25 protein-coding genes are annotated in these 22,008 nt (G+C 43.9%); 6 read left to right on the top strand and 19 right to left on the bottom strand.

Annotated features, from left to right (window positions below; genetic code table 11):
• Positions 1–11: 11 nt before the first annotated feature.
• Positions 12–467 carry a pantetheine-phosphate adenylyltransferase gene (coaD, locus tag G509_RS0120740; protein ID WP_026993306.1) on the bottom strand — a complete coding sequence of 152 codons (456 nt, stop codon included), beginning with the start codon at positions 465–467 and terminating at the stop codon, positions 12–14.
• Between the two features lie 128 nt (positions 468–595).
• Positions 596–1,582 (bottom strand): D-alanine--D-alanine ligase, encoded by a 987-nt coding sequence (locus G509_RS0120735; RefSeq protein ID WP_026993305.1) that lies wholly within the window; start codon positions 1,580–1,582, stop codon positions 596–598.
• Between the two features lie 118 nt (positions 1,583–1,700).
• Here G509_RS0120735 and G509_RS0120730 point away from each other — a divergent pair, with 118 nt between their 5' ends.
• The 3 genes from G509_RS0120730 to G509_RS0120720 all read left to right on the top strand — a co-directional run bounded on the left by G509_RS0120730 (position 1,701) and on the right by G509_RS0120720 (position 3,865).
• Positions 1,701–2,324: a PASTA domain-containing protein gene (locus G509_RS0120730; RefSeq protein ID WP_026993304.1), complete on the top strand. Its 624-nt coding sequence runs from the start codon at positions 1,701–1,703 to the stop codon at positions 2,322–2,324.
• Complete coding sequence (locus G509_RS0120725; RefSeq protein WP_026993303.1) at positions 2,314–3,360, top strand: RluA family pseudouridine synthase; 1,047 nt, start codon at positions 2,314–2,316, stop codon at positions 3,358–3,360. Before G509_RS0120730 ends, G509_RS0120725 begins: the two co-directional genes overlap by 11 nt.
• A 148-nt stretch (positions 3,361–3,508) precedes the next feature.
• A complete protein-coding gene (locus G509_RS0120720; RefSeq protein ID WP_131450785.1) occupies positions 3,509–3,865 on the top strand; it encodes a hypothetical protein in 357 nt (118 codons plus the stop codon).
• 215 nt (positions 3,866–4,080) lie between these two features.
• Here the strand turns inward: G509_RS0120720 and G509_RS0120715 are convergent, their stop codons facing one another.
• The 9 genes from G509_RS0120715 to G509_RS0120675 all read right to left on the bottom strand — a co-directional run bounded on the left by G509_RS0120715 (position 4,081) and on the right by G509_RS0120675 (position 13,335).
• On the bottom strand, positions 4,081–4,473 hold the full coding sequence (locus G509_RS0120715; protein ID WP_026993301.1) for a hypothetical protein: 393 nt from the start codon (positions 4,471–4,473) through the stop codon (positions 4,081–4,083).
• 402 nt (positions 4,474–4,875) lie between these two features.
• Complete coding sequence (locus tag G509_RS0120710) at positions 4,876–5,424, bottom strand: hypothetical protein (protein ID WP_026993300.1); 549 nt, start codon at positions 5,422–5,424, stop codon at positions 4,876–4,878.
• Between the two features lie 59 nt (positions 5,425–5,483).
• Positions 5,484–6,227: a tryptophan synthase subunit alpha gene (trpA, locus tag G509_RS0120705; RefSeq protein WP_035739412.1), complete on the bottom strand. Its 744-nt coding sequence runs from the start codon at positions 6,225–6,227 to the stop codon at positions 5,484–5,486.
• The gene (trpB, locus tag G509_RS22630; protein WP_081663357.1) at positions 6,224–8,008 is read right to left on the bottom strand and encodes a tryptophan synthase subunit beta; all 1,785 of its coding nucleotides are present in this window, start codon (positions 8,006–8,008) and stop codon (positions 6,224–6,226) included. Before trpB ends, trpA begins: the two co-directional genes overlap by 4 nt.
• Positions 8,005–8,775, bottom strand: coding sequence for an indole-3-glycerol phosphate synthase TrpC (locus tag G509_RS0120695; RefSeq protein ID WP_026993298.1), 771 nt, complete (start codon positions 8,773–8,775; stop codon positions 8,005–8,007). Before G509_RS0120695 ends, trpB begins: the two co-directional genes overlap by 4 nt.
• Entirely contained in the window at positions 8,772–9,755 is a 984-nt protein-coding gene (gene trpD, locus G509_RS0120690; protein WP_026993297.1) for an anthranilate phosphoribosyltransferase, read from the bottom strand. The genes G509_RS0120695 and trpD overlap by 4 nt, the downstream gene beginning before the upstream one ends.
• Positions 9,756–10,173: 418 nt before the next feature.
• The gene (locus tag G509_RS0120685; protein WP_026993296.1) at positions 10,174–10,737 is read right to left on the bottom strand and encodes an anthranilate synthase component II; all 564 of its coding nucleotides are present in this window, start codon (positions 10,735–10,737) and stop codon (positions 10,174–10,176) included.
• Positions 10,738–10,794: 57 nt separating this feature from the next.
• Entirely contained in the window at positions 10,795–12,174 is a 1,380-nt protein-coding gene (locus tag G509_RS0120680) for an anthranilate synthase component I family protein (protein ID WP_026993295.1), read from the bottom strand.
• A gap of 369 nt (positions 12,175–12,543) precedes the next feature.
• Positions 12,544–13,335, bottom strand: a complete 792-nt coding sequence (locus tag G509_RS0120675; protein WP_154657787.1) for a hypothetical protein — start codon at positions 13,333–13,335, stop codon at positions 12,544–12,546.
• 29 nt (positions 13,336–13,364) lie between these two features.
• On the opposite strand from G509_RS0120675, the gene G509_RS0120670 reads away from it, so the two are divergent.
• The gene (locus tag G509_RS0120670; protein ID WP_026993293.1) at positions 13,365–13,553 is read left to right on the top strand and encodes a hypothetical protein; all 189 of its coding nucleotides are present in this window, start codon (positions 13,365–13,367) and stop codon (positions 13,551–13,553) included.
• Positions 13,554–13,579: 26 nt separating this feature from the next.
• Here the strand turns inward: G509_RS0120670 and G509_RS0120665 are convergent, their stop codons facing one another.
• The 5 genes from G509_RS0120665 to G509_RS0120645 all read right to left on the bottom strand — a co-directional run bounded on the left by G509_RS0120665 (position 13,580) and on the right by G509_RS0120645 (position 17,335).
• On the bottom strand, positions 13,580–14,110 hold the full coding sequence (locus G509_RS0120665; RefSeq protein ID WP_026993292.1) for a YceI family protein: 531 nt from the start codon (positions 14,108–14,110) through the stop codon (positions 13,580–13,582).
• Positions 14,111–14,244: 134 nt separating this feature from the next.
• Positions 14,245–14,964: a pirin family protein gene (locus G509_RS0120660; RefSeq protein WP_207382714.1), complete on the bottom strand. Its 720-nt coding sequence runs from the start codon at positions 14,962–14,964 to the stop codon at positions 14,245–14,247.
• A gap of 341 nt (positions 14,965–15,305) precedes the next feature.
• Positions 15,306–15,893: a Crp/Fnr family transcriptional regulator gene (locus G509_RS0120655; protein ID WP_026993290.1), complete on the bottom strand. Its 588-nt coding sequence runs from the start codon at positions 15,891–15,893 to the stop codon at positions 15,306–15,308.
• Positions 15,894–16,250: 357 nt separating this feature from the next.
• Positions 16,251–16,766: a DUF4199 domain-containing protein gene (locus G509_RS0120650; RefSeq protein ID WP_026993289.1), complete on the bottom strand. Its 516-nt coding sequence runs from the start codon at positions 16,764–16,766 to the stop codon at positions 16,251–16,253.
• Positions 16,767–16,864: 98 nt separating this feature from the next.
• Positions 16,865–17,335: a helix-turn-helix transcriptional regulator gene (locus G509_RS0120645; RefSeq protein ID WP_026993288.1), complete on the bottom strand. Its 471-nt coding sequence runs from the start codon at positions 17,333–17,335 to the stop codon at positions 16,865–16,867.
• Positions 17,336–17,408: 73 nt separating this feature from the next.
• Between G509_RS0120645 and yaaA the strand changes: the two genes are divergently transcribed.
• Both yaaA and G509_RS0120635 read left to right on the top strand, forming a co-directional pair.
• Positions 17,409–18,167: a peroxide stress protein YaaA gene (gene yaaA / locus G509_RS0120640; protein ID WP_026993287.1), complete on the top strand. Its 759-nt coding sequence runs from the start codon at positions 17,409–17,411 to the stop codon at positions 18,165–18,167.
• Positions 18,168–18,435: 268 nt separating this feature from the next.
• Positions 18,436–18,789, top strand: a complete 354-nt coding sequence (locus G509_RS0120635; RefSeq protein ID WP_026993286.1) for a hypothetical protein — start codon at positions 18,436–18,438, stop codon at positions 18,787–18,789.
• A gap of 72 nt (positions 18,790–18,861) precedes the next feature.
• Here the strand turns inward: G509_RS0120635 and G509_RS0120630 are convergent, their stop codons facing one another.
• The 3 genes from G509_RS0120630 to G509_RS0120620 all read right to left on the bottom strand — a co-directional run bounded on the left by G509_RS0120630 (position 18,862) and on the right by G509_RS0120620 (position 22,006).
• A complete protein-coding gene (locus G509_RS0120630) occupies positions 18,862–19,155 on the bottom strand; it encodes a DUF3861 domain-containing protein (RefSeq protein ID WP_026993285.1) in 294 nt (97 codons plus the stop codon).
• A 168-nt stretch (positions 19,156–19,323) separates the two neighbouring features.
• Positions 19,324–20,913, bottom strand: coding sequence for an MDR family MFS transporter (locus G509_RS0120625; protein WP_026993284.1), 1,590 nt, complete (start codon positions 20,911–20,913; stop codon positions 19,324–19,326).
• Between the two features lie 4 nt (positions 20,914–20,917).
• A complete protein-coding gene (locus G509_RS0120620; protein WP_026993283.1) occupies positions 20,918–22,006 on the bottom strand; it encodes an HlyD family secretion protein in 1,089 nt (362 codons plus the stop codon).
• Between the last annotated feature and the right edge of the window lie 2 nt (positions 22,007–22,008).

Below are 22,008 nucleotides of genomic sequence, written 5' to 3'. Positions count from 1 at the left end.
ATGAGATAGTGTTATTTTACCCTTACAGCATCAGGCACCAGTATGGTATAGTCGCCGCCGTTGCGTAAAACGTCGCGCACAATGCTGGAGCTTATATAAGATGTGTTGGCAGCAGTTAGCAAAAAAACGGTTTCTATTTTAGAAAGGCGGCGGTTGGTGTGCGCAATGGCTTTTTCAAACTCAAAGTCGGCAGGGTTACGCAGGCCGCGCAAAATAAATTTGGCACCTACTTTTTTACAAAGGTCTATGGTTAGGCCCTGATAGGTGGTAACCTCTACCTTGGGTTCGTCTTTAAACGACTCTTTAATAAATTGCAGCCGCTCCTCGAGCGTAAACATGTATTTTTTCTCGGCATTAACGCCAATAGCCACAATAACCTTATCAAAAAGGCTAACGCCACGCTTTATAATATCGTAATGGCCCAGTGTAATAGGATCAAAAGACCCCGGAAATACGGCTATTTTCATTTTTGTTTAGGGTTTAGAGTTTGGGGTTGCGGGTTAGATTCTTCGACTCCGTTGCACTTCGCTCAGAATGACAGCCGAACGATTAACAACCAACAACTGTTTACTGCGACTGAATACTGAACACTAATTTACTTCTTCCAAAGCACTTTTCGGGCCAGTGCAAGCTTAATTTCGCTGTCCAGCAAATCGCTCATGGCAATGCCGGCGTGTTGTGCCTGCTGCGGAAATATACTTTGTGGCGAAAGTCCCGGGTTGGTGTTGATTTCTATAAAATGCGGTTCGCCATCCATAACAATAAAATCGGTACGGCTAAAGCCGCTCATGCCCAGGGCTTCGTAGGCTTTGGCGGCGGTATCGCGCACTTTTTGCTCGGTTTCGGCGTTAAGCCTGGCGGGAGTTATCTCTTCTGATTTGCCAAGGTATTTAGCCTCATAATCAAAAAAGTCGTTGTGCGATACAATCTCTGTTAGCCCCAGCACGGTGGTGGTTCCATTATAATTCAGCACCCCAACCGAAACCTCTGTACCCTTAAGGTACGATTCTATAAGTATGTCGTGGTCTTCGGCAAAGGCAAAATCAAGTGCCTTTTGCAGGTCGGCAATATCATTTACCTTGCTTACACCAAGGCTGCTGCCGCTCTGGTTGGGCTTAACCATAAAAGGCAGGCCAAGCGTGCTAACAATATCATCGGCAGTAATGGCATCGCCTTTAGACAGGTAAATAGATTTTGCACGCGGAATGTTGAATTTAGAAAGCACACTAAGAGTGTCTCTCTTATTAAAGGTAAGGGCGCTTTGATAAAAGCCGCAACCGGTGTAGGGCAGGTCTAAAAGTTCCCAGTACGATTGCAGGTGTCCGTCTTCGCCGGGAGTGCCGTGTACGGTATTTACAATACAGTTAAAACTTGTTTTTACGCCATCGTTTTCAAACGAAAAATCGCCTTTATTAATAGGTAACTTGGTGCCGTTTACAAGCACATGCCAGCCATCGGGCAGTATATGCACTTCAAAAGGGGTATATTTTGCGCGGTCTAAATTGTTTAAAATCAATTGGCCGCTTCGTATAGAAATAACGGACTCGTCTGAGTATCCGCCCATTACAACTGCTATGTTCATTTAAATTGGGTTATGTTGGCAGGGCCAGGCATGTGCCTAAGCCTTCACAAAAATATCATTATTTGTGCAAACTTATAAAGTTTAGTATTATTTATATCTTTGCGGAAACTGATTACACATGAGCGTTAAAGAATTTTTAAAGAGTAAAGTTTTTTTTACACAGGTTGCTATTGCATTGGGTATTGTTTTAGTTGTGGTATTTTTACTACTGCAATGGCTTAGCGTTACCACCAATCACGGCGATGTTATACCGGTGCCCGACCTGCGCAAAATGACATCTGAAAAGGCTGCTGAAGCGCTTGAAGCATTGGATCTTGAAATCGTGGTGCTGGATACGGTAGATTTTGAGCCGGGTTTTCCTCCATATACCATTACAGAGCAGGACCCACTGCCTAAGGTTACGGTAAAAGAAGACCGTAAGATATATGTTAAGGTAAACTCAGGCGGTTACAGTACTATAGCGGTGCCAGACCTTATTCAGAAATCGTACCGCCAGGCGGTGCCAACCCTTAAAAATATGGGATTGGAAGAGGGTACAAAAACCTATGTGCCGTATCTTGCTAAAGATGTGGTGCTTGAAATGAAACAAAAAGGTAAAAAACTTAAGGCTGGCGATAAAGTAATGAAGGCCAGTAAAATAGATTTAGTGCTTGGCGACGGTAAAACGGGCTATCAGGAAAACGATAGCATTAGCGATACCAGGACTATTGAACCAAAAACAGGAGAAGATAATGACGAGTAAGCCCATTGTAGAGCAGGACCCGGATGACGAATTGTATGAGCATTACCGTTTTGAAGCTGGTAAAGGCCAGCAGCCCTTGCGTGTAGATAAATTTTTAATGAACCTTGTAGAAAATGCCACGCGTAATAAAATACAGCAGGCAGCCGCTGCGGGTAATATTTATGTTAACGATGTTGCCGTTAAAAGCAACCACAAAGTAAAATCTAACGATGTGGTGCGCGTGCTGTTAGAGCACCCACCGTATGAGTATTTATTAGAGCCGGAAAACATTCCGCTTAATATAGTGTTTGAAGACGACCAGCTTTTGGTGGTTAACAAAGAGCCGGGCATGGTGGTGCACCCGGGGCATGGCAATTACAGCGGTACGCTGGTTAATGCCCTTGCCTACCATTTTGAGAACCTGCCCATGAACAGCAGCGACAGGCCGGGACTGGTACACCGTATTGATAAAGATACATCGGGCCTTTTGGTGGTTGCCAAGACCGATCAGGCTATGGCCTACCTAACCAAACAGTTTGCCGATAAAACATCTGAACGTGAGTATATTGCCCTTGTTTGGGGTAATGTTAACGATGATGAGGGCACTATTGAAGGCAACATTGGCCGCCATGTTAAAGACCGTATGCAAATGGCTGTTTTTGCCGATGAGGCTATGGGCAAGCACGCCGTAACGCACTACAAAGTATTAGAGCGTTTTGGCTATGTTACCCTGATTTCGTGCAAGTTAGAAACCGGGCGTACCCACCAGATCCGTGTACACATGAAACACATTGGGCATACCCTTTTTAACGATGCCCGCTATGGTGGCGAGCGTATACTTAAAGGTACCACGTTTACCAAATACAAACAGTTTATAGAAAACTGTTTTAAAACGCTGCCACGCCAGGCACTACACGCCAAAACCCTTGGTTTTGAGCACCCAACAACTAAAGAATTTATCCGTTTTGATACCGAATTGCCACAAGACATGCAGGACGTTATAGAAAAATGGCGCAACTACTCTAAATCGCACACCCCGGAGGAAGAGGAGGCATAATCCAGTAGGCAGTACTCAGTTTGCAGTTTACAGTGTTCAGTTTACGGTTAACAGTAGAGACGCATTGAATGCGTCTCACACAATCAATCATAAAAACAGCCGTACTTAATTAGTGCGGCTGTTTTTGGTTTCAACAATAATATTTTTCATGATGAAAAGAAGTGATGTAGATTTACGGGAAAAACTGGTTTTAGAATTGTCATATCAATTTATGAAAAATATGACCCGCGATGAATATTTTATATTTGCAAAGGGAATCTTTGCTTATTTGATTCCTTATAAAAATAACGGTCTTACCGAAAAAGATATGTTTAGCATCATAAATCCTGAAATTTACCATGGTCAATATTTAAAAATGGATACGGAAGAAATTTTTGGGATGCGGCTCGAAACACTTTTAAATGAACTTATTGCTTACTGTGGTACGCCTATTTTTTGGGATAGTGATTTTGATGATTACATAAAAAAATGGGATGATTATTATAAAATGGGCTATTTTTTATAATTATATATTGATACTACTTGTGTCTCACATAATCAATCATAAAAAAACAGCCGTACCTCGTTTAAGTGCGGCTGTTTTTGGTTTAATTATATGTTTCGAGTGAGATTGCCGCGCTACATTGCATTTCGCTCGCAATGACAGGCTCCTAAAACCATGCTGTACCAGTACCAGTCATTGCGAGGGAGGTACGACCGCGGCAATCTATTAATTATTAGTCACTCTTCAATCTCAATATTTATCTTTGTGTTAGGGAAACTACTACGATTTTCAGTCAACAACTTTTTCAGTTGGCTTTCATTATCATAAATAACGGTTTTATCGTGTGTTTTTATTGTCAGGCTTTTTAAATCTGACGTAATTAATTGTATTTCTTTGTCGCTCCAGGTTCCGATACCGAATTCAATATGATCATCAGTTTCCGGGATAAGATTGAATACAATAGAATCTCCTGTAACTAACTCTCCTAAATCATAACTTTTGGCTTTATCTTTAATTTTCAGGATTACTTTAGCTTTAAAGTCGGTATTGTTTTTAAAGATAATATCATGTGGAGGGTCGCAGCTAACAAGTGCAAAAACTGTAAATAAAAGTAAATAAACTTTTTTCATAGAATTAATTGGTGTTGTAAAACTAATAATTTTGGCAACACCCTACACCAACTCCCTCAAAAACTCACCTTCATTCCCAGCTTTAACAGCCTTTAAATACGCGGGGCCTATAATAACGCCATCTATGCTATTAAAAACATGTTCTTTTTGGCTTTAGAGTCAATACCAAAACTAAGAAAAAGAGGCGCCATTCCATTCCGACGATAGGAGGAATCTTAAATAAAAAAACAGCCGTACCTCGTTTAAGTGCGGCTGTTTTTGGTTCAATTATATGTTTCGAGTGAGATTGCCGCGCTCCATTGCATTTCGCTCGCAATGACAGGCTCCTGAAACTGTGCTGTACCCGTCATTGCGAGGGAGGCACGACCGCGGCAATCTCATTTTGCGTGACACGATGCACTTCTAAAGATCATTTTCATTTACCCCAAGATACATTATTTCTTCCGAATCCATCTTTTGTGGGTTTATTTCTTTAAGTGGAATATAAATGCTATTTGATTGTATCTTTATTTGTGGTTCAGGATTATTTTTAATGACGATTTTACCATTGTATTTTATAACCCAGCCCTCATTTTCAATTATTGAATTTAAATGCGAATCAAAAATACGACTTGAATAAAGATGCCATTTGTATTTTCCAGGCAGTATATATCTATAATCATTGGAAATCAGATCAGATAACTTACGTTCTTCACCTGAATATAAGTTAAATAAAGAAAACCCTTTTTCATTTTTAGTAATTTCCCGATATTCAGCATCATGGTTATAATCATCTAAAATCAATGTATCACTACTAACCGCCGTAATTTCAAATACAGTAGCCTGCACTTCGCCCTTAGCATAGTATACTTTATTACAATAAAAATCAACACTATGGTTTGGAACAATTTTTTCATCTTTTTTAGTGCTGCATCCAACTAAAATCAATAGAATAAAAGATAAATTCTTCATGTTTTTTATTTAGTAGTGATTATTACCATCGTTATAAACCTACAAAAAAATATTACACACTACACCAACCCCCTCAAAAACTCACCTTCATTTCCAGCCTTAACGGCCTTTAAATACGCGGTGCCTACAATAACACCGTCAACACTACTAAAAGCCTGTTCTTTTTTGGCTTTAGAATCGATACCAAAACCAAGAAAAAGCGGTGTGCTGCCACAAAGCGATTTAAGTTCGGCATAGCGCGTAGATAGCGTGCTGCTAATATCGTAGCCCTGGCCGGTAATACCGTTTTGCCCCACCAAGTACACAAAGCTGTTTTGGCATACCTGTGCAATGCGTTGTACGCGGGCATCGGGGGTTAGGGGGGTGACTAAAAACGTAACTGGAATGCCGTACTTTTCAAATGCCTGCTTATACTTTGTTTCGTACAATTCTACCGATAGGTCGGGTAAAATAAGCGATGCTATGTTGAGGTTTTGACACTTTTGAAGAAAGGCATCCAGCCCAAATTGCAGCACGGGGTTTAAATACCCCATTAGCACTAACGGAATGTGAATTTCGTTTTGCATGGCTTCCAGTTGTTGCAAAAGTAGGCCCAGCTTCATGCCATTGGCAAGGGCAATGCTGCTGGTTTCCTGTATTACGGGGCCATCGGCCATCGGGTCGGAGAACGGTATGCCTACCTCGGCAAAATCAACGCCCAGTTCCTGTAGCTGCAATAGCTGCCCTTTAAGACTGTCGAAATGGGGGTAGCCTGCCGTTACAAAAATGCTTACCTGCTTGCTTTCTTTTTTAAACCGATTCATAAGTTTGAGAATTTTTCCATGTACGTATTCATATCCTTGTCGCCGCGCCCCGAAAGGTTTACCACAATAATATCATCTTTCTTTAATTCCATTTTGCTTAGCGCAGAAAGGGCATGCGCGCTTTCTAAAGCCGGAATAATGCCCTCTAACAACGACAATTCTAATGCCGAAGCCAGTGCCTCATCGTCGGTAATCGCAATGCTGGTGGCGCGCCCTGTGGCAATGGTATGCGCGTGCAGCGGCCCGATGCCCGGGTAATCTAACCCTGCCGAAATAGAGTGTGGTTCAGTCACCTGGCCATCTTCGTCCTGCATTAAAAGGGTCAGGCTGCCGTGCAGTACACCCGGTGTACCCAGTATGCTCGTGGCGGCCGACTTGCCCGAATCGACACCCAAACCGGCTGCCTCTACAGCTACAAGCTCTACATCGGCATTATCGTAATATTGATAGAATGCCCCGGCTGCGTTACTGCCGCCGCCTACACAGGCAATTACCTTGTTAGGGTAGGTTTTGCCGGTTTTTTCTAACAGCTGTTGCTCCATCTCTTTAGAGATAACCGACTGAAAGTACGCCACAATTTTTGGGTAGGGGTGCGGCCCCACCACACTGCCAATAAGGTAGTAGGAGTCGGGGTGGTTAATCCAATGGCGAATGGCCTCGTTGGTGGCATCTTTAAGCGTTTTACTGCCCGATGTTGCCGGGCGAACTTCGGCGCCAAGCATTTTCATGCGTTGCACGTTGGGTGCCTGGCGCTCTATATCTTTTTCGCCCATGTACACAATGCAGTTAAGCCCCATAAGCGCGCAAACGGTGGCGGTTGCCACACCATGCTGGCCGGCACCGGTTTCGGCAATAATATTGGTTTTGCCCATGTGTTTGGCAAGCAGTATCTGGCCCACAGTATTGTTTACTTTATGCGCACCGGTATGGCAAAGGTCTTCGCGCTTTAGGTAAATAGTGGCACCGTATTTTTCGCTTAGCCTGCCGGCGAAGTACAGTGGGGTAGGGCGGCCCACAAAATCTTTAAGCAGTTGTTTATAATCAGTTTCAAAGGCTTCGGTAAAGCAATAGGCATTAAAAGCCGCATCCAGTTCTTCTACATTGGGGCGAAGCAGTTCCGGCACATAGGCACCGCCAAATTCGCCATAAAAGCCAAGCGAGTCGGTATCTAAATAAGAGGGTGTTTTCATTTTTAGTAATTTTAAAAAGTTGGCAATTGCCGTTGGGTCTTTTTCTTTTGGGGCAACCTCAAAACGGCTGTTAAGGTCGTAGCCCGCTAATTTTGGGTGGCTAAACTGCTGTAGTGCCCGTGCCGAATCCGGCCCTATGCCACCACTTAGTATAAAAGGCGTGTTGCCTTTATAGTTGCTTAACACCCGCCAGTTAAAAGCGGTACCTGTGCCGCCGTGGCTCTCGCTTTTGGTGTCGAATAAAAAGTAATCGGCCAGGCCCTCATAAGCTTGGGTAGTATCCAGGTCGGCCTCGGTGGCAATGCCAAAGGCTTTAATTATTTTAATGCCGTGGGGCAATTGCCTTATAAAATCAGGGCTCTCGCTGCCGTGCAATTGTACCGCATCCAGTTTATGTTGCAGCACCTGCTCTTTAATATACTCTGCGGAAGCGTTTACAAACACACCTACTTTTTTCTTATTAGTATAAAAGCTTGTAGTAGTAAATCGTTTGGAACCTTCGTAAAATATAAAGCCCAGGTGGTTTACGCCATCAAGATTGGCTACCTGTTTGCTGCTGGCGTTATCGGTTAGCCCGCATACCTTAATCATGGCTTTAGGTTTTTAACCAGTTCGGCAAGGTGGCCCTCGCGTAAAATGCTTTCGCCGATGAGTGCCCCTTTAAAACCGGCTGCCCTTAGCGCCCCAATATCCTGCGAAGTGCTGATTCCTGATGCCGATATGGCGGGAATGTGCTTTGGCAGGATCTTTATAAGGTCGAACGAATGCTGTAGCGAAGTTTGCTGTGCTTTAAGGTCGCGGTTATTAACAGCAACAAGATCGGCCTCGGCAGGAATAAAAGCTACTTCCTCTGCCGTATGCACTTCATACAAAACCTCAAGACCCAGGTTGCGGGCCACATTGGTAAGGTAGGCGGCCTCCTGCGGCTGTAGTATGGCACCTATAAGCAGCACGGCATCGGCACCGGCGGCTTTGGCCTCGTACAGCTGAATTTCGTCTATTATAAATTCTTTGCGCAGCAGGGGCAAATGCACCACCCTGCGTGCCGCGGCAATATCGTTAAGGCTTCCGCCGAAGTAGTCTTTATCGGTTAGAATCGAAATGCCGCTTGCGCCGTTGTGTTCGTAAAATGCGGCCTGTTCGGCTACATCGAGCCCCAGTTTTATATCGCCACCACTGGGCGACTTGCGTTTTATCTCGGCTATAATGCCAAAGCCCGCTTTTGTTATGGCATCGGTTAAAGAAATGGTTTCCCTGTTAAAATGCTCGCTTTCGCGGAAGCTGTCTATAGAAAAAGACTGCTTAACCAGTTCTACCTCCCGGCGTTTATTGATAACTATTTGCTCTAATACATTCATATCGTAATCTTTTTTAGGGGATTAATGGCGTTGCCCGATAGCACAGCCTCATGCGCTTCGGCAAAAGCCATTTCAAAACTTTTTTGTGGGCTAAAGGTTTGCAACGCCAGTGCTACATTACCTGCCAATACGGTGTTTTGCTGCTCTGTACCGTTGCCCTGTAGCAGGTTGGCCAGCAATTTTGCAGCGGCCTCGACGGTATCGCCACCGGATATTTGAGACAGTTGGATGGCCGATTGCAGCGGAGAGCCCTCAATGAGCTCATCCCGTTGCTGACCCAGCACACGCGTTACTCCTATAAAGGTAAGCTCATCAAAGCCATCCATGCCGTGCAGCACCGTAAATTCTTTACGCTCTTTGCGCAATGCGTGCTGGTACTGGCGTGCCAGCTCTAACGAGTAGGTGCCCGACAACTGGTGCGTGGGGTTTGCCGGATTTACCAGTGGCCCCATGCTGTTAAAAAACGTGGCAATGCCCAGTGCCTTGCGCAATGGCGCCACGGCCTTTAACGCCGGATGAAACAACGGTGCATGCATAAAGCATATATTGGCGCTGTCCAGTTGTTTTTGCAGTGCATCTTGATTGTTGGTAAAGGTGTAGCCTAAATTTTCGAGCACGTTGCTCGACCCACAAAGCGAACTTACGCCGTAGTTGCCGTGCTTTACCACCTTGTAGCCCATACCGGCCAGTACAAACGCCGTAGCTGTAGAGATGTTAAACGTATTCTTGCCATCGCCACCGGTGCCGCAAACGTCTATGCTGTCGCCTACATCAAAATGCATGGGCAGGGCGAGTTCCAACAGTGCTTCGCGAAAGCCGTTAAGCTCGTCCAGTTGCAGGCCGCGCATTTGTATGCCGGTAATAAGGGCTACGGTTTGCGCATCATTCAACGTGCCGTTGCCTATAGCAAGCATGCAGTTGTAAGCCTCGGTTTTATCGAGGTGGGCGCGGGTTATTATTTTATCGAGAATGTGTTTCATTTTTTTTAAGTTTCAAAGTTTTAGTCCTCTCCCCAGCCCTCTCCGAAGGAGAGGGAGCAGCTACACTCAGCTGTTTGGGGTACTATTATTTCTTAAGTCAATATTACCGAACTATACCCGTTCTCGGCTCCCCTCTCCAAAGGAGAGGGGTTGGGGGTGAGGTCAAATGCTATTTCTTGTAAATATCAAACTGTATCCGTCCTCTCCCCAGCCCTCTCCGAAGGAGAGGGGGTAGCTACACTCGGCTGTTTTGATTGTGTATAATATACTTATTATTAATTGCCGAACTGTACCCGTTCCTGGCTCCCCTCTCCTTCGGAGAGGGGTTGGGGGTGAGGACTATTTAGTATTAGATCTGTACCCGTTCTCGGCTCTCCGTTGGCGGTAAGGTTCATAAGCCCTGTGGCTCAGCCACTAATTACTCCCGTATCCAGTTTTCTATTATTTGCCTGCCCTGCGGGGTTAACACCGATTCCGGGTGAAACTGCACGCCGCTGGTGGCATGGGTGGCGTGGCGCAGTGCCATAACGGTACCATCGGGTGTTTGGGCTGTTATTTGCAGCAGCGGATTATCGTGTGCCGTGATTTTCCAGCTGTGGTAACGGCCCACGGGCATGGTTTGCGGCAGTCCTTCAAAAAGCGGGTCGGCCACCAGTATGTTCATATCGGTTGCCTTACCATGTACAGGCTCGGGGCACTGCTCTAAGTGGCCGCCAAAAACCTCGGCTATAGCCTGATGGCCCAGGCAAACACCCAGCATTTTTTTACTGCCGGAATAGCGCTTTATAACCTGTAGCAGCTCACCGGCTTCGGACGGAATGCCCGGCCCGGGTGACAGCAGCAGGGCATCGCAGGTGTCCAGCTCATCATAATCTACCTCGTTGTTGCGCTGCACTATTACCTCTACATTATCAGTCTCGCGCACATAGCGCACAAGGTTGTATACAAAGGAGTCGAAATTATCTATTATACCTATTTTCATTATCGGAGTCTTAAAGTCTTAAAGTCGAAAGTTTTTAAAGTCAAAAGTAGTGCACTCTTAAGGTTTCAGGTTGGCCGCGGCAATTGCGCGGCGAACGGCCCCCAGTTTATTGTTTACTTCCTGTAGTTCGTTTTCGGGTACAGAGTCTAACACCACACCGGCACCGGCGCGGTAGTGCAACTCGTTGTTTTTGCTAAAAATGCTGCGTATTACAATGGCAAGGTTCATGTTACCATCGGTGCCTAAAAAGCCTATGGCGCCACCGTAGTATTCGCGCGGACTCGCCTCGTACTTCTGGATCAGCTTTAATGCCTCGGGTTTGGGTGTACCCGATAACGTTCCGGCCGGAAAGGTACCCGCAAATAGCGTTAGCGCATCGGTGGCCTCGGCCTGGCCGGTAACTTTAGACACTAAGTGTATTACGTGCGAAAAATGCTGCACCTCTTTATACGATGCTATGTGCACGTTGTTGCAATATTTGCTGAGGTCGTTACGGGCAAGGTCTACAAGCATGGTGTGCTCGGCGTTTTCTTTTTCGTCGTGCAGCAATTCGTTAGTATTGTATACGTCGGTTGCGGCATTGCCGGTTTTTTTAACCGTGCCCGCAATGGGGTGTATGGATGCCAGGCCGTCTTTAAGGCGTATTTGGGTTTCGGGCGAAGACCCCATCAATCGGTACGATTCCATATCTACATAAAACAGGTAAGGCGAGGGGTTTAGCCTGCGCAGTTGGCGGTATACCTCGAAATCATCGCCAAAAAAAGGCTGCGAAAACGGGCGCGATACCACCAGCTGAAAAACATCGCCCCTGTAAATGTGCTCTTTGGCTTTGTTTACCAGATCGATAAACTCGTTGCCGGCCACTGGGGGGTTTTCGTCGCCTTTGGTTTCAAAAGGCAACAGCGTAAAGCTCTGCCTGCGCAACAGGGCCTCAAAATGGGTGTCGGGCACCACGGTACCGTCTAACGAATTGTAAAGAATTTCGCCGGTATCATGAAAATGGTCCAGCACTATTAAATACTTATATAATATAAAGTAGGCCTTGGGCATGTTGAGCCCCGATGGTTTTTCGGCAGCAACCGTTTCTTCAAAATGCGAATATTCGAAACCAAAGTAGGTAAGAAAGCCGTTGTTGGCAAACTGGGTTTCAAAATTAAAACCGGCTATTATTTGGCGTACCTGTTGGGTTACTTTGCGCTTATCTGTAATGGGGTGCTCAGTTTTTTGGCCGGCCACATCTATAGTAATAACGGCATCGAACACGTTGATTTCTATAAGCGGGTCGAGCCCGATGTACGAGGTGCTGTCGGCGCGGGAGTGGTAATCGTTACCCTCCAGCAGGCAGGGTTTGCGGTAGTGGTTGCGCAGCCCCATGTACAGGCCAACGGCAGTATACATGTCGGCGTTAAAAGAGTAGGCTTGGGTATGTACGTTCATTTGGATTATAATTTTTGGGTAAAAAGAAAAACGGCTTGCCACATTGTGACAAGCCGTTTAAACATAATGGTATATATACGTGTTTAGGCAACAGTCACTAAAAGAGTTGACTGCCACCACCAAAAATTTACAGATATGTTGTTCGATTGTAAAATCATAAGTCAAAAGTAGTAAAGGTATTTTTACTGAGCAAATATTTTAAGAATAGTTTATTTGGTAATTTGAAGATTTGGTTATTTGATGGAACGCGGATGACGCGAATTTTCACGGATTTTAAAAGTTTGAATGCAGTTTTATAGCCCAAGTGGTAAAATTTTGGTTGGATTAATTTGCTACAGGAAAATAAAATATACCGTTTAAATGGTCTGCCTATTTAGCAAGGCATTTTATGTATTCCATTATAAGCCTGCCTTCTTCTACTTTCTGCTCTTTATTACCTACTATCTTTTTGGCTATTGGGCTTTCTTTAAGTAGCAGTAATTGTTGTTGGTTAACATCGGCACTTGTTCTGTAGTTGTACATATTTGTTGCACTTTCTACATCTACTGATGCCTCAGGGAACGATACTTCTTTGCCATTTTCTAATACAAGTGTCAGGCCTTTAAGCCCTGTTTCTTTACGATCTGCACTGGCTGTAATAAGTACATGAATTGCAAAGTCGTTATTATCGCCATACAAGCAAATATCTTCTGTGCAAGGAGTATGGCTAACATAATCGTATTTTACTGCAGCTGAATTCCATGTTTTATCGATTTTATTATACTTGCAAAAAAAACCATCAGGAAACGTTAATCCGCCCACTACTTCAAAATGGTAGTCAAAGTCGCGATTCTTATCGTATTTATAATATAAGGTTCCTATGTCAGAATTTTCAAGTTTTATAATGTAGTTACCTGCATTTGGTTTGTATGAAATAACTTTAAAAACCTTACCTACTAAAGCATCATATTTAGTATTTAAACTTCCTTTTTTATATACTTTCTTAACAGTTTCATCGGTGTAGAAACCTTCATAACCAAATTTTTGCAGGCTTTCTCGTAGTGTTTGCACTTTTAATTCTTTGCCTTCCAGCATTTCTACCGCCTCACCCGGGTAGTTCATAGATTGCGCAAAACAATTAATACTAACTATACACAACAAAATAAAAAATAACTTTTTCATGGGGAATACTATATTTAATAAAAGGTTACATGGAAGGTATTCGCTCTGCGAAAAGTAAAGTTGCAGGCCGTGCAAAGCTAATTAAAAATATATTTCAAAAACAATTTGTTATAGAATTAGACTTAACAAAAATATCCAAAAGAATGTTTTTAAACCCCAGTAAAAAACAAAGCCGTGGTGCTTTGGGTACCACGGCTTTGCAGAAAATAAAAAATTGAGTTGTGTGTGTAGTAGCGTGTACTAATTATTGTTTTACAAACTGAAGCTCTAAAGCCAGTTTTACTTCTTCGCCAAGCATAACACCGCCGGTTTCAAGGGCTGCGTTCCAGGTAAGGCCAAAATCTTTACGATTAAGTTTACCAACTACAGAGAAGCCCGATTTAATGTTGCCCCAAGGGTCTTTCTGGATACCGCCAAACTCTACTGCAAGGGTAACCGGTTTGGTTTCGCCGTGTACCGATAGGTCGCCTGTAACTACATATTCGCCTTCTTCGGCTTTAGTTACCGATGTTGATTTGAACGTTAGTTTCGGGAATTTTTCTGCATCAAAGAAATCGCCGCTTTTAAGGTGGCCATCACGATCGGCATTGTTGGTATTGATAGAATCTACATCGGCACTAAAATCGAATGTAGCGTTGTCAAAGTTTTCATCGTCTGAAGTAGCGGTAGCTTCAAATTTTGTAAAGTTGCCCGATACGTTGGTAAACATAAGGTGTTTTACTTTAAAACCTACTTCTGAGTGTGTTGGGTCTAATACCCATTTTGTTGTAGCCATGATGTTATAAATTTTATGGTTTATTAATTTGTTTTTATTTAATGTCTTTTAATCTTTTAGACAGTACAAAGTTCTGCCTTTATAATTGCCCCGGCATTGAACTGGGACAAGAAAATCAATTCTTTCAAACTTTTTTACATTGCCATGGGCACTTCCATAAGCAGTATTTCGGCATCCTGAGATTTGGCAGTAATGTCTATGGCGGTAGTATTCCAGATGCCAAGGCCGTCGCGTTCGTTTAGTGCAATATCGCCAATGGTAACATTGCCTTTAAGCACAAAGGCATAAATGCCGTTGCCCGGTTTTTTAAGCGCATATTCGGTTGTAAAGCCCTCGTCGAACTTGCCCATGTGGAACCACGCATCCTGATGGATCCAAACGCCGGCATCGTTAGCGTTAGGCGATAGTATTTGCTGCAGCTTGTTGTGCCTGTCGGCCACATTTAGCGTTATCTGGTCGTAGCGCGGGGTAACGTTGCGTTTGTTGGGGTACACCCATATTTGCAGAAACTTGGTAAGCTTATCTTTATTTTTGTTGTACTCGCTGTGGTAAATACCGGTACCGGCGCTCATGGCCTGTATGTCGCCCTTTTTTATAACGGCGGCGTTGCCCATGCTGTCTTTATGCTCCAGGTCGCCCTCTAAAGGTATGGATATTATTTCCATATTATCGTGCGGGTGGGTGCCAAAGCCCATGCCGGCATCTACACGGTCGTCGTTTAAAACACGCAGTACGCCAAAGTGCATCCTGTCGGGGTTATGGTAATTGGCAAAGCTAAAGGTGTGGTGAGAATCCAGCCAGCCGTGGTTGGCGTGGCCGCGGGTGCCCGCTTTGTGCAGCACCGTGTTTTCCATTATTTTGGTAGTAGCATTGGGCAGGTGGTTGTACCCAATTGGCTCCAGGGGTTTAATCTCGTCGATATCGTTATTTAGAGCATCGCCAACGGCAGCCGATGTTATAAACATCCCGGTGCCCATTAACCCTTTTTTTATAAAATTCTTTCTGTCCATGGTAGGTTGCTTTATTATTACACTACAAAATTGCGACATAATAAAGGGGTGTGCATTGAACTGGGACAAGAAAGGGACATTTAAAAATTTAAAGATTTAAAATTTAAAAATTGAAGTACACTCCATTCTCCTATCAGCAAGTTAACTAATTGGCAATTTTAAATCTTTCAATTTTAAATCTTTAATTAATTCCTTGCCAGCTTCGCTCTTGTTTTGCTTAAAAACTCGGCCGATATGCCAAGGTACGATGCTATGTAATGCTGTGCCACGCGTTGCGGCAGGGTAGGGTACAGTTCTAAAAACTCTACATATTTATCTAATGCGGTTTTAGATATGGTATTAAAAAGCCTGTTTTGCAGGGCGGCAAGGTTGCGCTGAAACAATATGCGGTAGGCCCTTTCGAACTTGGGTGCTTTTTTAAAGAGTGCCTCTTTGCTTTCGGGACTGAATACATAAAACTCGCAATCCTCTAAAGTTTCGATAAACACCTTGCTGGGTTTGTCTTCATAAATGCTAAATGAAATATCGCTAACCCAGGCATCTTCTATGGCAAACTGCAATATAACCTCAAAGCCGTTGGCATCTATATAGTATTTTCTTACACAACCCTGAATTACAAAGGCTTCGAAATTACACATTTCGCCCTCGTGTAGCATAATGGTCTTTTTCGGCACTTTTTTGTACTCTAAAAGTGCATTAAAAGTATCCAGTTCCTGCTGTGTAAAATCAACATAGCGGCTTATGCTTTTGTTTATATTGGCAAAGTTATTCATATCTGTAGGGTTTCACACAAATATAACGCTTTTGCGGAAATTGGAAAAGGAGGGGTGTGGAAGGCCTAATATGAGTGTGACTAAAGTAAATGTCATGCTGAGCTTGTCGAAGCGCGGCATTTACTTTAGTTACTCAACCGGTAAACTAATGCGGTGCACACGAGCGAGACGCTCGCGGCAGCAAGAGCGGCATGCCAATTTATATGCCGCTCCCCTCCGGAGCTAAGCAACAACAAGGGGAGATTTCTCCTGTCGTCGAAATGACAGGCGGTTTGTCATCCTGAACGCAGCCTGCCTGCCGGGAGGCAGGCGCAGCGGAGTTGAGGAATCTCATACAATGATATACCACAACCCTAATCACAGCGCCAAACGCTTTCGTTGCAAAATGGCTGCACTAATTAACGATACGGCAAGGCCTACAGGCAATATCTCGGTATAGGTAATAAGGGCGTTTAAAAACGGGTTCTTGTACATCTCTTTAAAGCCTTGCATCTCGGCACTTGCGTCGGTAATTTCTTTTAATGATGCGCCATCGGCCTGTAGGCCTTCCAAATAATGCTGGGTGTACTTATCTAAATAATCCGGAATAAAAAAGTAGTAGGTAATAAGCCACACCACAACATAAACGCTCGATGCAATAAGTGTAATGTACAGGCCTATTAAAAATGCTTTGCTAAAAGTTATGCTGCCGCCGTAGTAGTTGTCGCGGTACTTTACGGTGGCCACAAATATTAGCGAGAAGCCAATAATCATAGAGGCGTAGCCCACCAGCATGCCGTTGCTAAAATCTACAACATTGGTAACATTTAGTGCAAAACCAAGTACACTAATAAGGCCGGCAAGAAGCCCGGAAATGAGTACAATTTTTTTCATAAGGTTTGTTTTTAATGTATTTTGTTGCTGCAAAATTGGGCAATTTGGGCAGTTGCACACTCATACTTTAGTATGATTTTAAGCTTTAAGCCAACATATTACACAATTATACCAAGGCGTTTGGACTTTTCTACCGCCTGGGTGCGGCGTTTAACGTCGAGTTTCTCGAAAATGTTGGACGAATGTGTTTTAACCGTATTTAAAGATACAAATAAACCGTCGGCAATTTCTTTATTGCTCAGCCCCTTCGCCATAAGCTGCAAAACTTCCATCTCGCGTTTGCTAAGGGCAAGGTTATCAATTTCTGCCTGGTTTATTTGGGCGGGTGTGGTTTGCGGTAGGTAGACCTCTTTTTCCACCACAATGGTATTGGTTTTGGGTTTTACCAGTTTTAACGTTAGCCATATGCCCAGCGCAGTAAAAATAGCGGCTATAGCACCTATGTAAATATCCATGGCGTGGCTTAGCACCAGGAACCTAAACTCCAGCCAGCGCAGTAAAAACAGCAGCGCGGCCAGGCTAATGCCATAGAGCAGGGTGCGTTTGTATTTGTTGTAGAATGCTTGCATAGCTGCGCAAAGATAAATATTCTGTTGCTTATATGCGCCGGGGTCAGTACATTTGGGTAATTAATAGCAACGCATGAAAATTGTACTATCGCCTGCAAAATCGCTTGATTTTGAGACCAAACTACCCGTTAAAAAACATACGCAACCGGCTTTTTTAGAGCAATCGGCCCTGGTGCACGAAGCTGTAAAAGATAAAACCCCTGCCCAGCTAAGCAAGCTTATGGACATTAGCGATAAGCTGGCCGACCTTAACTGGCAGCGCAACCAGGACTGGAAAACGCCTTTTACCACTAAAAATGCCCGCCCTGCCATTTATGCCTTTAACGGCGATGTGTATATTGGGTTAGATGCGTATACCATTCCCGCTGCTAAAGTTAGTAAGCTGCAGGACAGCCTGCGGATACTATCGGGCCTTTACGGCTTGCTTAAGCCGTTGGATTTGGTGCAACCCTACCGTTTAGAGATGGGCACCCACCTGCCTGTTGGCGAAAACAAGAACCTGTACGAATTCTGGAAGCCTGTTATTACACAAGCGCTTAACGACGAGCTTAAGGATGGCGAACTGTTTGTTAACCTTGCCAGTAAAGAATATTTTGATGCCGTTGATGCCAAAGCCCTTAAAGTGCCTGTTATTGTACCCGAATTTAAGGACTATAAAGATGGCAAGCTGCGCATGGTGAGCTTTTATGCCAAAAAGGCGAGGGGCATGATGGTGCGCTACATTATAGACAAGAACATTAAGACCCTTAACGGCCTTAAAGGTTTTGACTATGATGGCTATAGCTTTGATGCCAAATTGAGCAAAGGGAACACAATTGTGTTTACGAGGTAGTTTGGGGTTTGGGGTTTAGAGTTTGGGGTTGTTGGTTGATGGTTGATGGTTGATGGTTGATGGTTGATGGTTGATGGTTGATGGTTGATGGTTGATGGTTTGAACTTTGCAACTTTGCAACTCTCAAACTTTGCAACTCTGCAACTCGGAAACTCTGCAACTCTAAAATAAAAATACCGATCGGTATAAAAATAAAAACGACCCAAATTGAGCTATAATAATATACCGATTGGTATATTATTTGGTATAATGACATAAAAAGTAAAGAATGAACGTATACGATTTGTTTAATAATGATAAGGCCGAAAGTGACGATACCCGACAGTCGGTCGTGATCTATTTTAATTACGACCATAAAAACCTGGAGCCGCTGCACGAGCTGGAAAGTAAGCTACGGATTGAGTTGTACAATACGGCTACAGGCGAGCTGGAAGGCCACCAAATGGCTCTGGATCTGTTAGATGGCTTTTTATACCTGTATGGCACCAGTGCCGAGGCACTCTTTAAAGCCATACGCCCTACGTTGCTTGCCACACCCTTTATGAAGGGGGCAGAGGTACGGCTGAGGTTTAAGGCCCTTGAAAATAACGAGGTATCTGAAATAGAATTTATACTCGAATAAACAAAAAACCTCCGGAAGCGATTTCCGGAGGTTTTTTGCTAAAACTCAAAGTCCAAAAGTGAAATATAAGGCTTAAAGTCCGCTTTTTAACCGCTTCATAAAGTCTTTAAAGGCCGGTTGAAAATCTTCAAAAAGAGGATTTTCTTTATTGCGAAGCATTACCTCGCTAAACATTTTAAGCCCTATGGCAAACTCGGTTCCCTGGTTAACATCGTTAAAAAGGTCGCGTTCCTGTAGCTTTTGTATGATGTTAAAAATGTTGTCGTGGTTGTCAAATACCACGCTAACAGGCTGTTGCAGGCCATCATCCTTTGGGTTGTGGGTGTGCTCTAACGTAATTTTGTAGTGGTTGTATTTTGGGTTCATAGCGAACTATTTAAGATTAAAAGATTGAAAATGAAAGATTTAATGCTAAAAATTAAGCCCGTAAACACTTGTGTTTAACGGGCTTAGGGCAAAGTTGTGTGTAGTTGTAGTGTTTATTATTAATTATTGTATGCGATACTGCACCTATCAATGCCCGGCATTATTTTTTTAGTGAACGGATGACATATCTACCTTGCTCTTACCCTGTTTTACCAGTAAAATAAAGGGTATACACACAAGGAACAGGATACCGAGGTACAGAAATACATCCATATAAGAGAGCACCGTAGCCTGCTTCATAACAGCACCTTCCATAGCGGCATAGGCCTTTTGAAGTGCCTCGCTGGAGCTAAAGCCCCTGGCCATAAAGCCGTGCTGTAGCTGGGTTAGGCGTTGTTGTGTCTGGAAATCGGTAACCGTTTCATGGCCCACCAAATTAACCCTGTGGCTTTGTGTAAAGCGGGTTATAAAGGTGGATATCAACGCAATACCAAACGATCCGCCCAATTGGCGCATCATCCCTGTAAAGGCAGCACCCTCGCCAATATTCTTCCCCTTAAGGGTAGAAAGCGACATGGTAGTAATAGGTACAAACAGCAATCCTAAACCTATACCTCTAAGTATCAGTGGCCAGAACATGTGTTCGGCACCGGTATCAGGCGTCATTATGCTAAACATCCAAAACGTAAAGCCAAAGAATACCATAAAGCCTGTTGCAACCATATAGGTTTGCTTAACACCATTCTGAATCATCTTACCAATAAACGGCATCATAAAGGCAGTCATTAAAGAGCTGGGTATTAGTAGCATACCGGCATCAAGGGCAGTCCATCCTAAAATAGACTGGGTGTAAATGGGTATTACAAACGTAGACCCGTACAAACCAAAGCCCAGTATAAAACACATTATGGTACCAATACGCAGGTTGCTGTCTTTTAGCACACTAAGGTTAACAATAGGGTGTTTGTATACGGTTTCGCGCCATATAAAGGCCAGTAAGCCAAATACGGCTACTATGCTAAGTATTACTATCTCATGCGATTCGAACCAGTCGTCCTGCTGGCCGTGCTCCAGTACAAACTGCAGCGACCCAATAAAGGCTATAAGGAACAAAATACCCCACCAGTCTACCTGGCTTGCCTTAAGCTTTTCGCCATATTTAGGGCTCTTAACATATATAAGGCTCAGCATAGTAGCTATAATACCAAGTGGTACGTTAATGTAAAATATGTACGGCCACGACCAGTTATCTACTATCCAGCCACCCAGAGGCGGGCCAAGGGTAGGGCCTACAATAACACCCATACCGTAAATGGCCTGGGCCATACCACGTTTTTCTACAGGGTAACTCTCTGTAATAATGGTTTGTGCGGTAACCAAAAGGGCACCACCACCCATACCCTGTATAAACCTAAAGGCTACTAACTCCCAGATATTGTCGGCGTTACCGCAGGCAAAAGAGGCTATGGTAAAAATTATAATAGATGCTGCAAAGTAGTTTCGTCTTCCAAACTGTAGCGAAAGCCAGCTGGTCATGGGTATTACAATTACGTTAGCAATTGCATAAGCGGTTATAACCCAGGCAACATCGGTTAGAGTTGCCCCAAGGCTTCCGCGCATTTCGTTTAGCGCTACGTTAACAATCGTGGTATCTACAATTTCGAGCAGGGCACAAAGTACTGCTGTTATTGTAATAATAACGCGATCAAAGCCGTAGAGCACTAAACTGTCGTCTGCTTGAACTGTTGCTCCTGCCATAATATTATTTTAAGTGTACATCTACTTCTACGTTCATACCAGAGCGAAGCAGTTTTACTTTTTCTTTGTCGTTGTTGGGTGTTATAGATATTTTTACAGGAAGCCTTTGTACTGTTTTTACAAAGTTACCAGTCGCATTATCAGGAGGTAACAAAGAGAAACGGGCACCTGTAGCAGGAGAGAATGATGTTAATACACCTTCAAACTCAACATCCGGGTAGGCATCGGCAACAAAGGTTACTTTCTGGCCGGCTTTCATTTTAGTAATCTGTGTTTCTTTAAAGTTAGCAACCACCCATCCATCAGTAGCATCAATAATGTAAAACAAGGCCTGGCCCGGTTGTACCAATTGTCCCGGCTGGATATCTATGGTAGAAACCTGCCCGTCTATAGCAGCGGTAACCACTGTGTAAGAAAGGTTTAGCTCGGCAGCCCTAAGCGTAGCCTGCGCCCTTTTAATGTTGGCATTGGCAACATCAGTCTGTTTGCCCGATACAGCGCTACGCGATACGCTTGCTGCACGCTGCGACCTGCTGGCTGTTTCAGCCTGCTGTAACACCCTTAAGTTAGCCTCAGCCTCTTGTTTTGCGGCCTGTGCCTGCTCAAACTGTTGCTTGGTGATTGATTTGTTGTTGTAAAGGTTCTGGTAACGGGTAAAATCGTTATTAGCCCTCCAAACCCTTACTTTAGCAGCCTCTATATTACCCCTTGATGACTGGATATTAGCATCTGACACCGCAATACCGGCAGCAGTACCGCCAATATCGGCCTTAGCAGCTTCGTAGCTACCTTCGGCAGCAGCAAGGGCCGCTTTAGCCTCTTCAACACGCACTACATAATCTTTATCATCAATAGTAAAAAGGGTATCACCTTTTTTAACAAGGTCGTTATCTTTTACATAAATCTTTGTAATGTAACCGGTTACCCTTGGTAAAATAGGGTTCATGTTTTTCTCTACCTGGGCATCATCGGTAGTTTCGTGCGCCTGCCCATGTATGTATTTATAAATTCCGTACGTTCCGCCTACAAGCACAAGAACGATAAGTATCACAAGGAACTTTTTGTTAGTTTTCTTTTTTTCCGTGGTTTCCATGG

Source organism: Flavobacterium subsaxonicum WB 4.1-42 = DSM 21790 (assembly GCF_000422725.1).
Taxonomy (GTDB): Bacteria; Bacteroidota; Bacteroidia; order Flavobacteriales; family Flavobacteriaceae; genus Flavobacterium; species Flavobacterium subsaxonicum.
The sequence above is the reverse complement of the archived record's forward strand: the minus strand, read 5'-3'. Positions and strand labels throughout refer to the sequence as shown.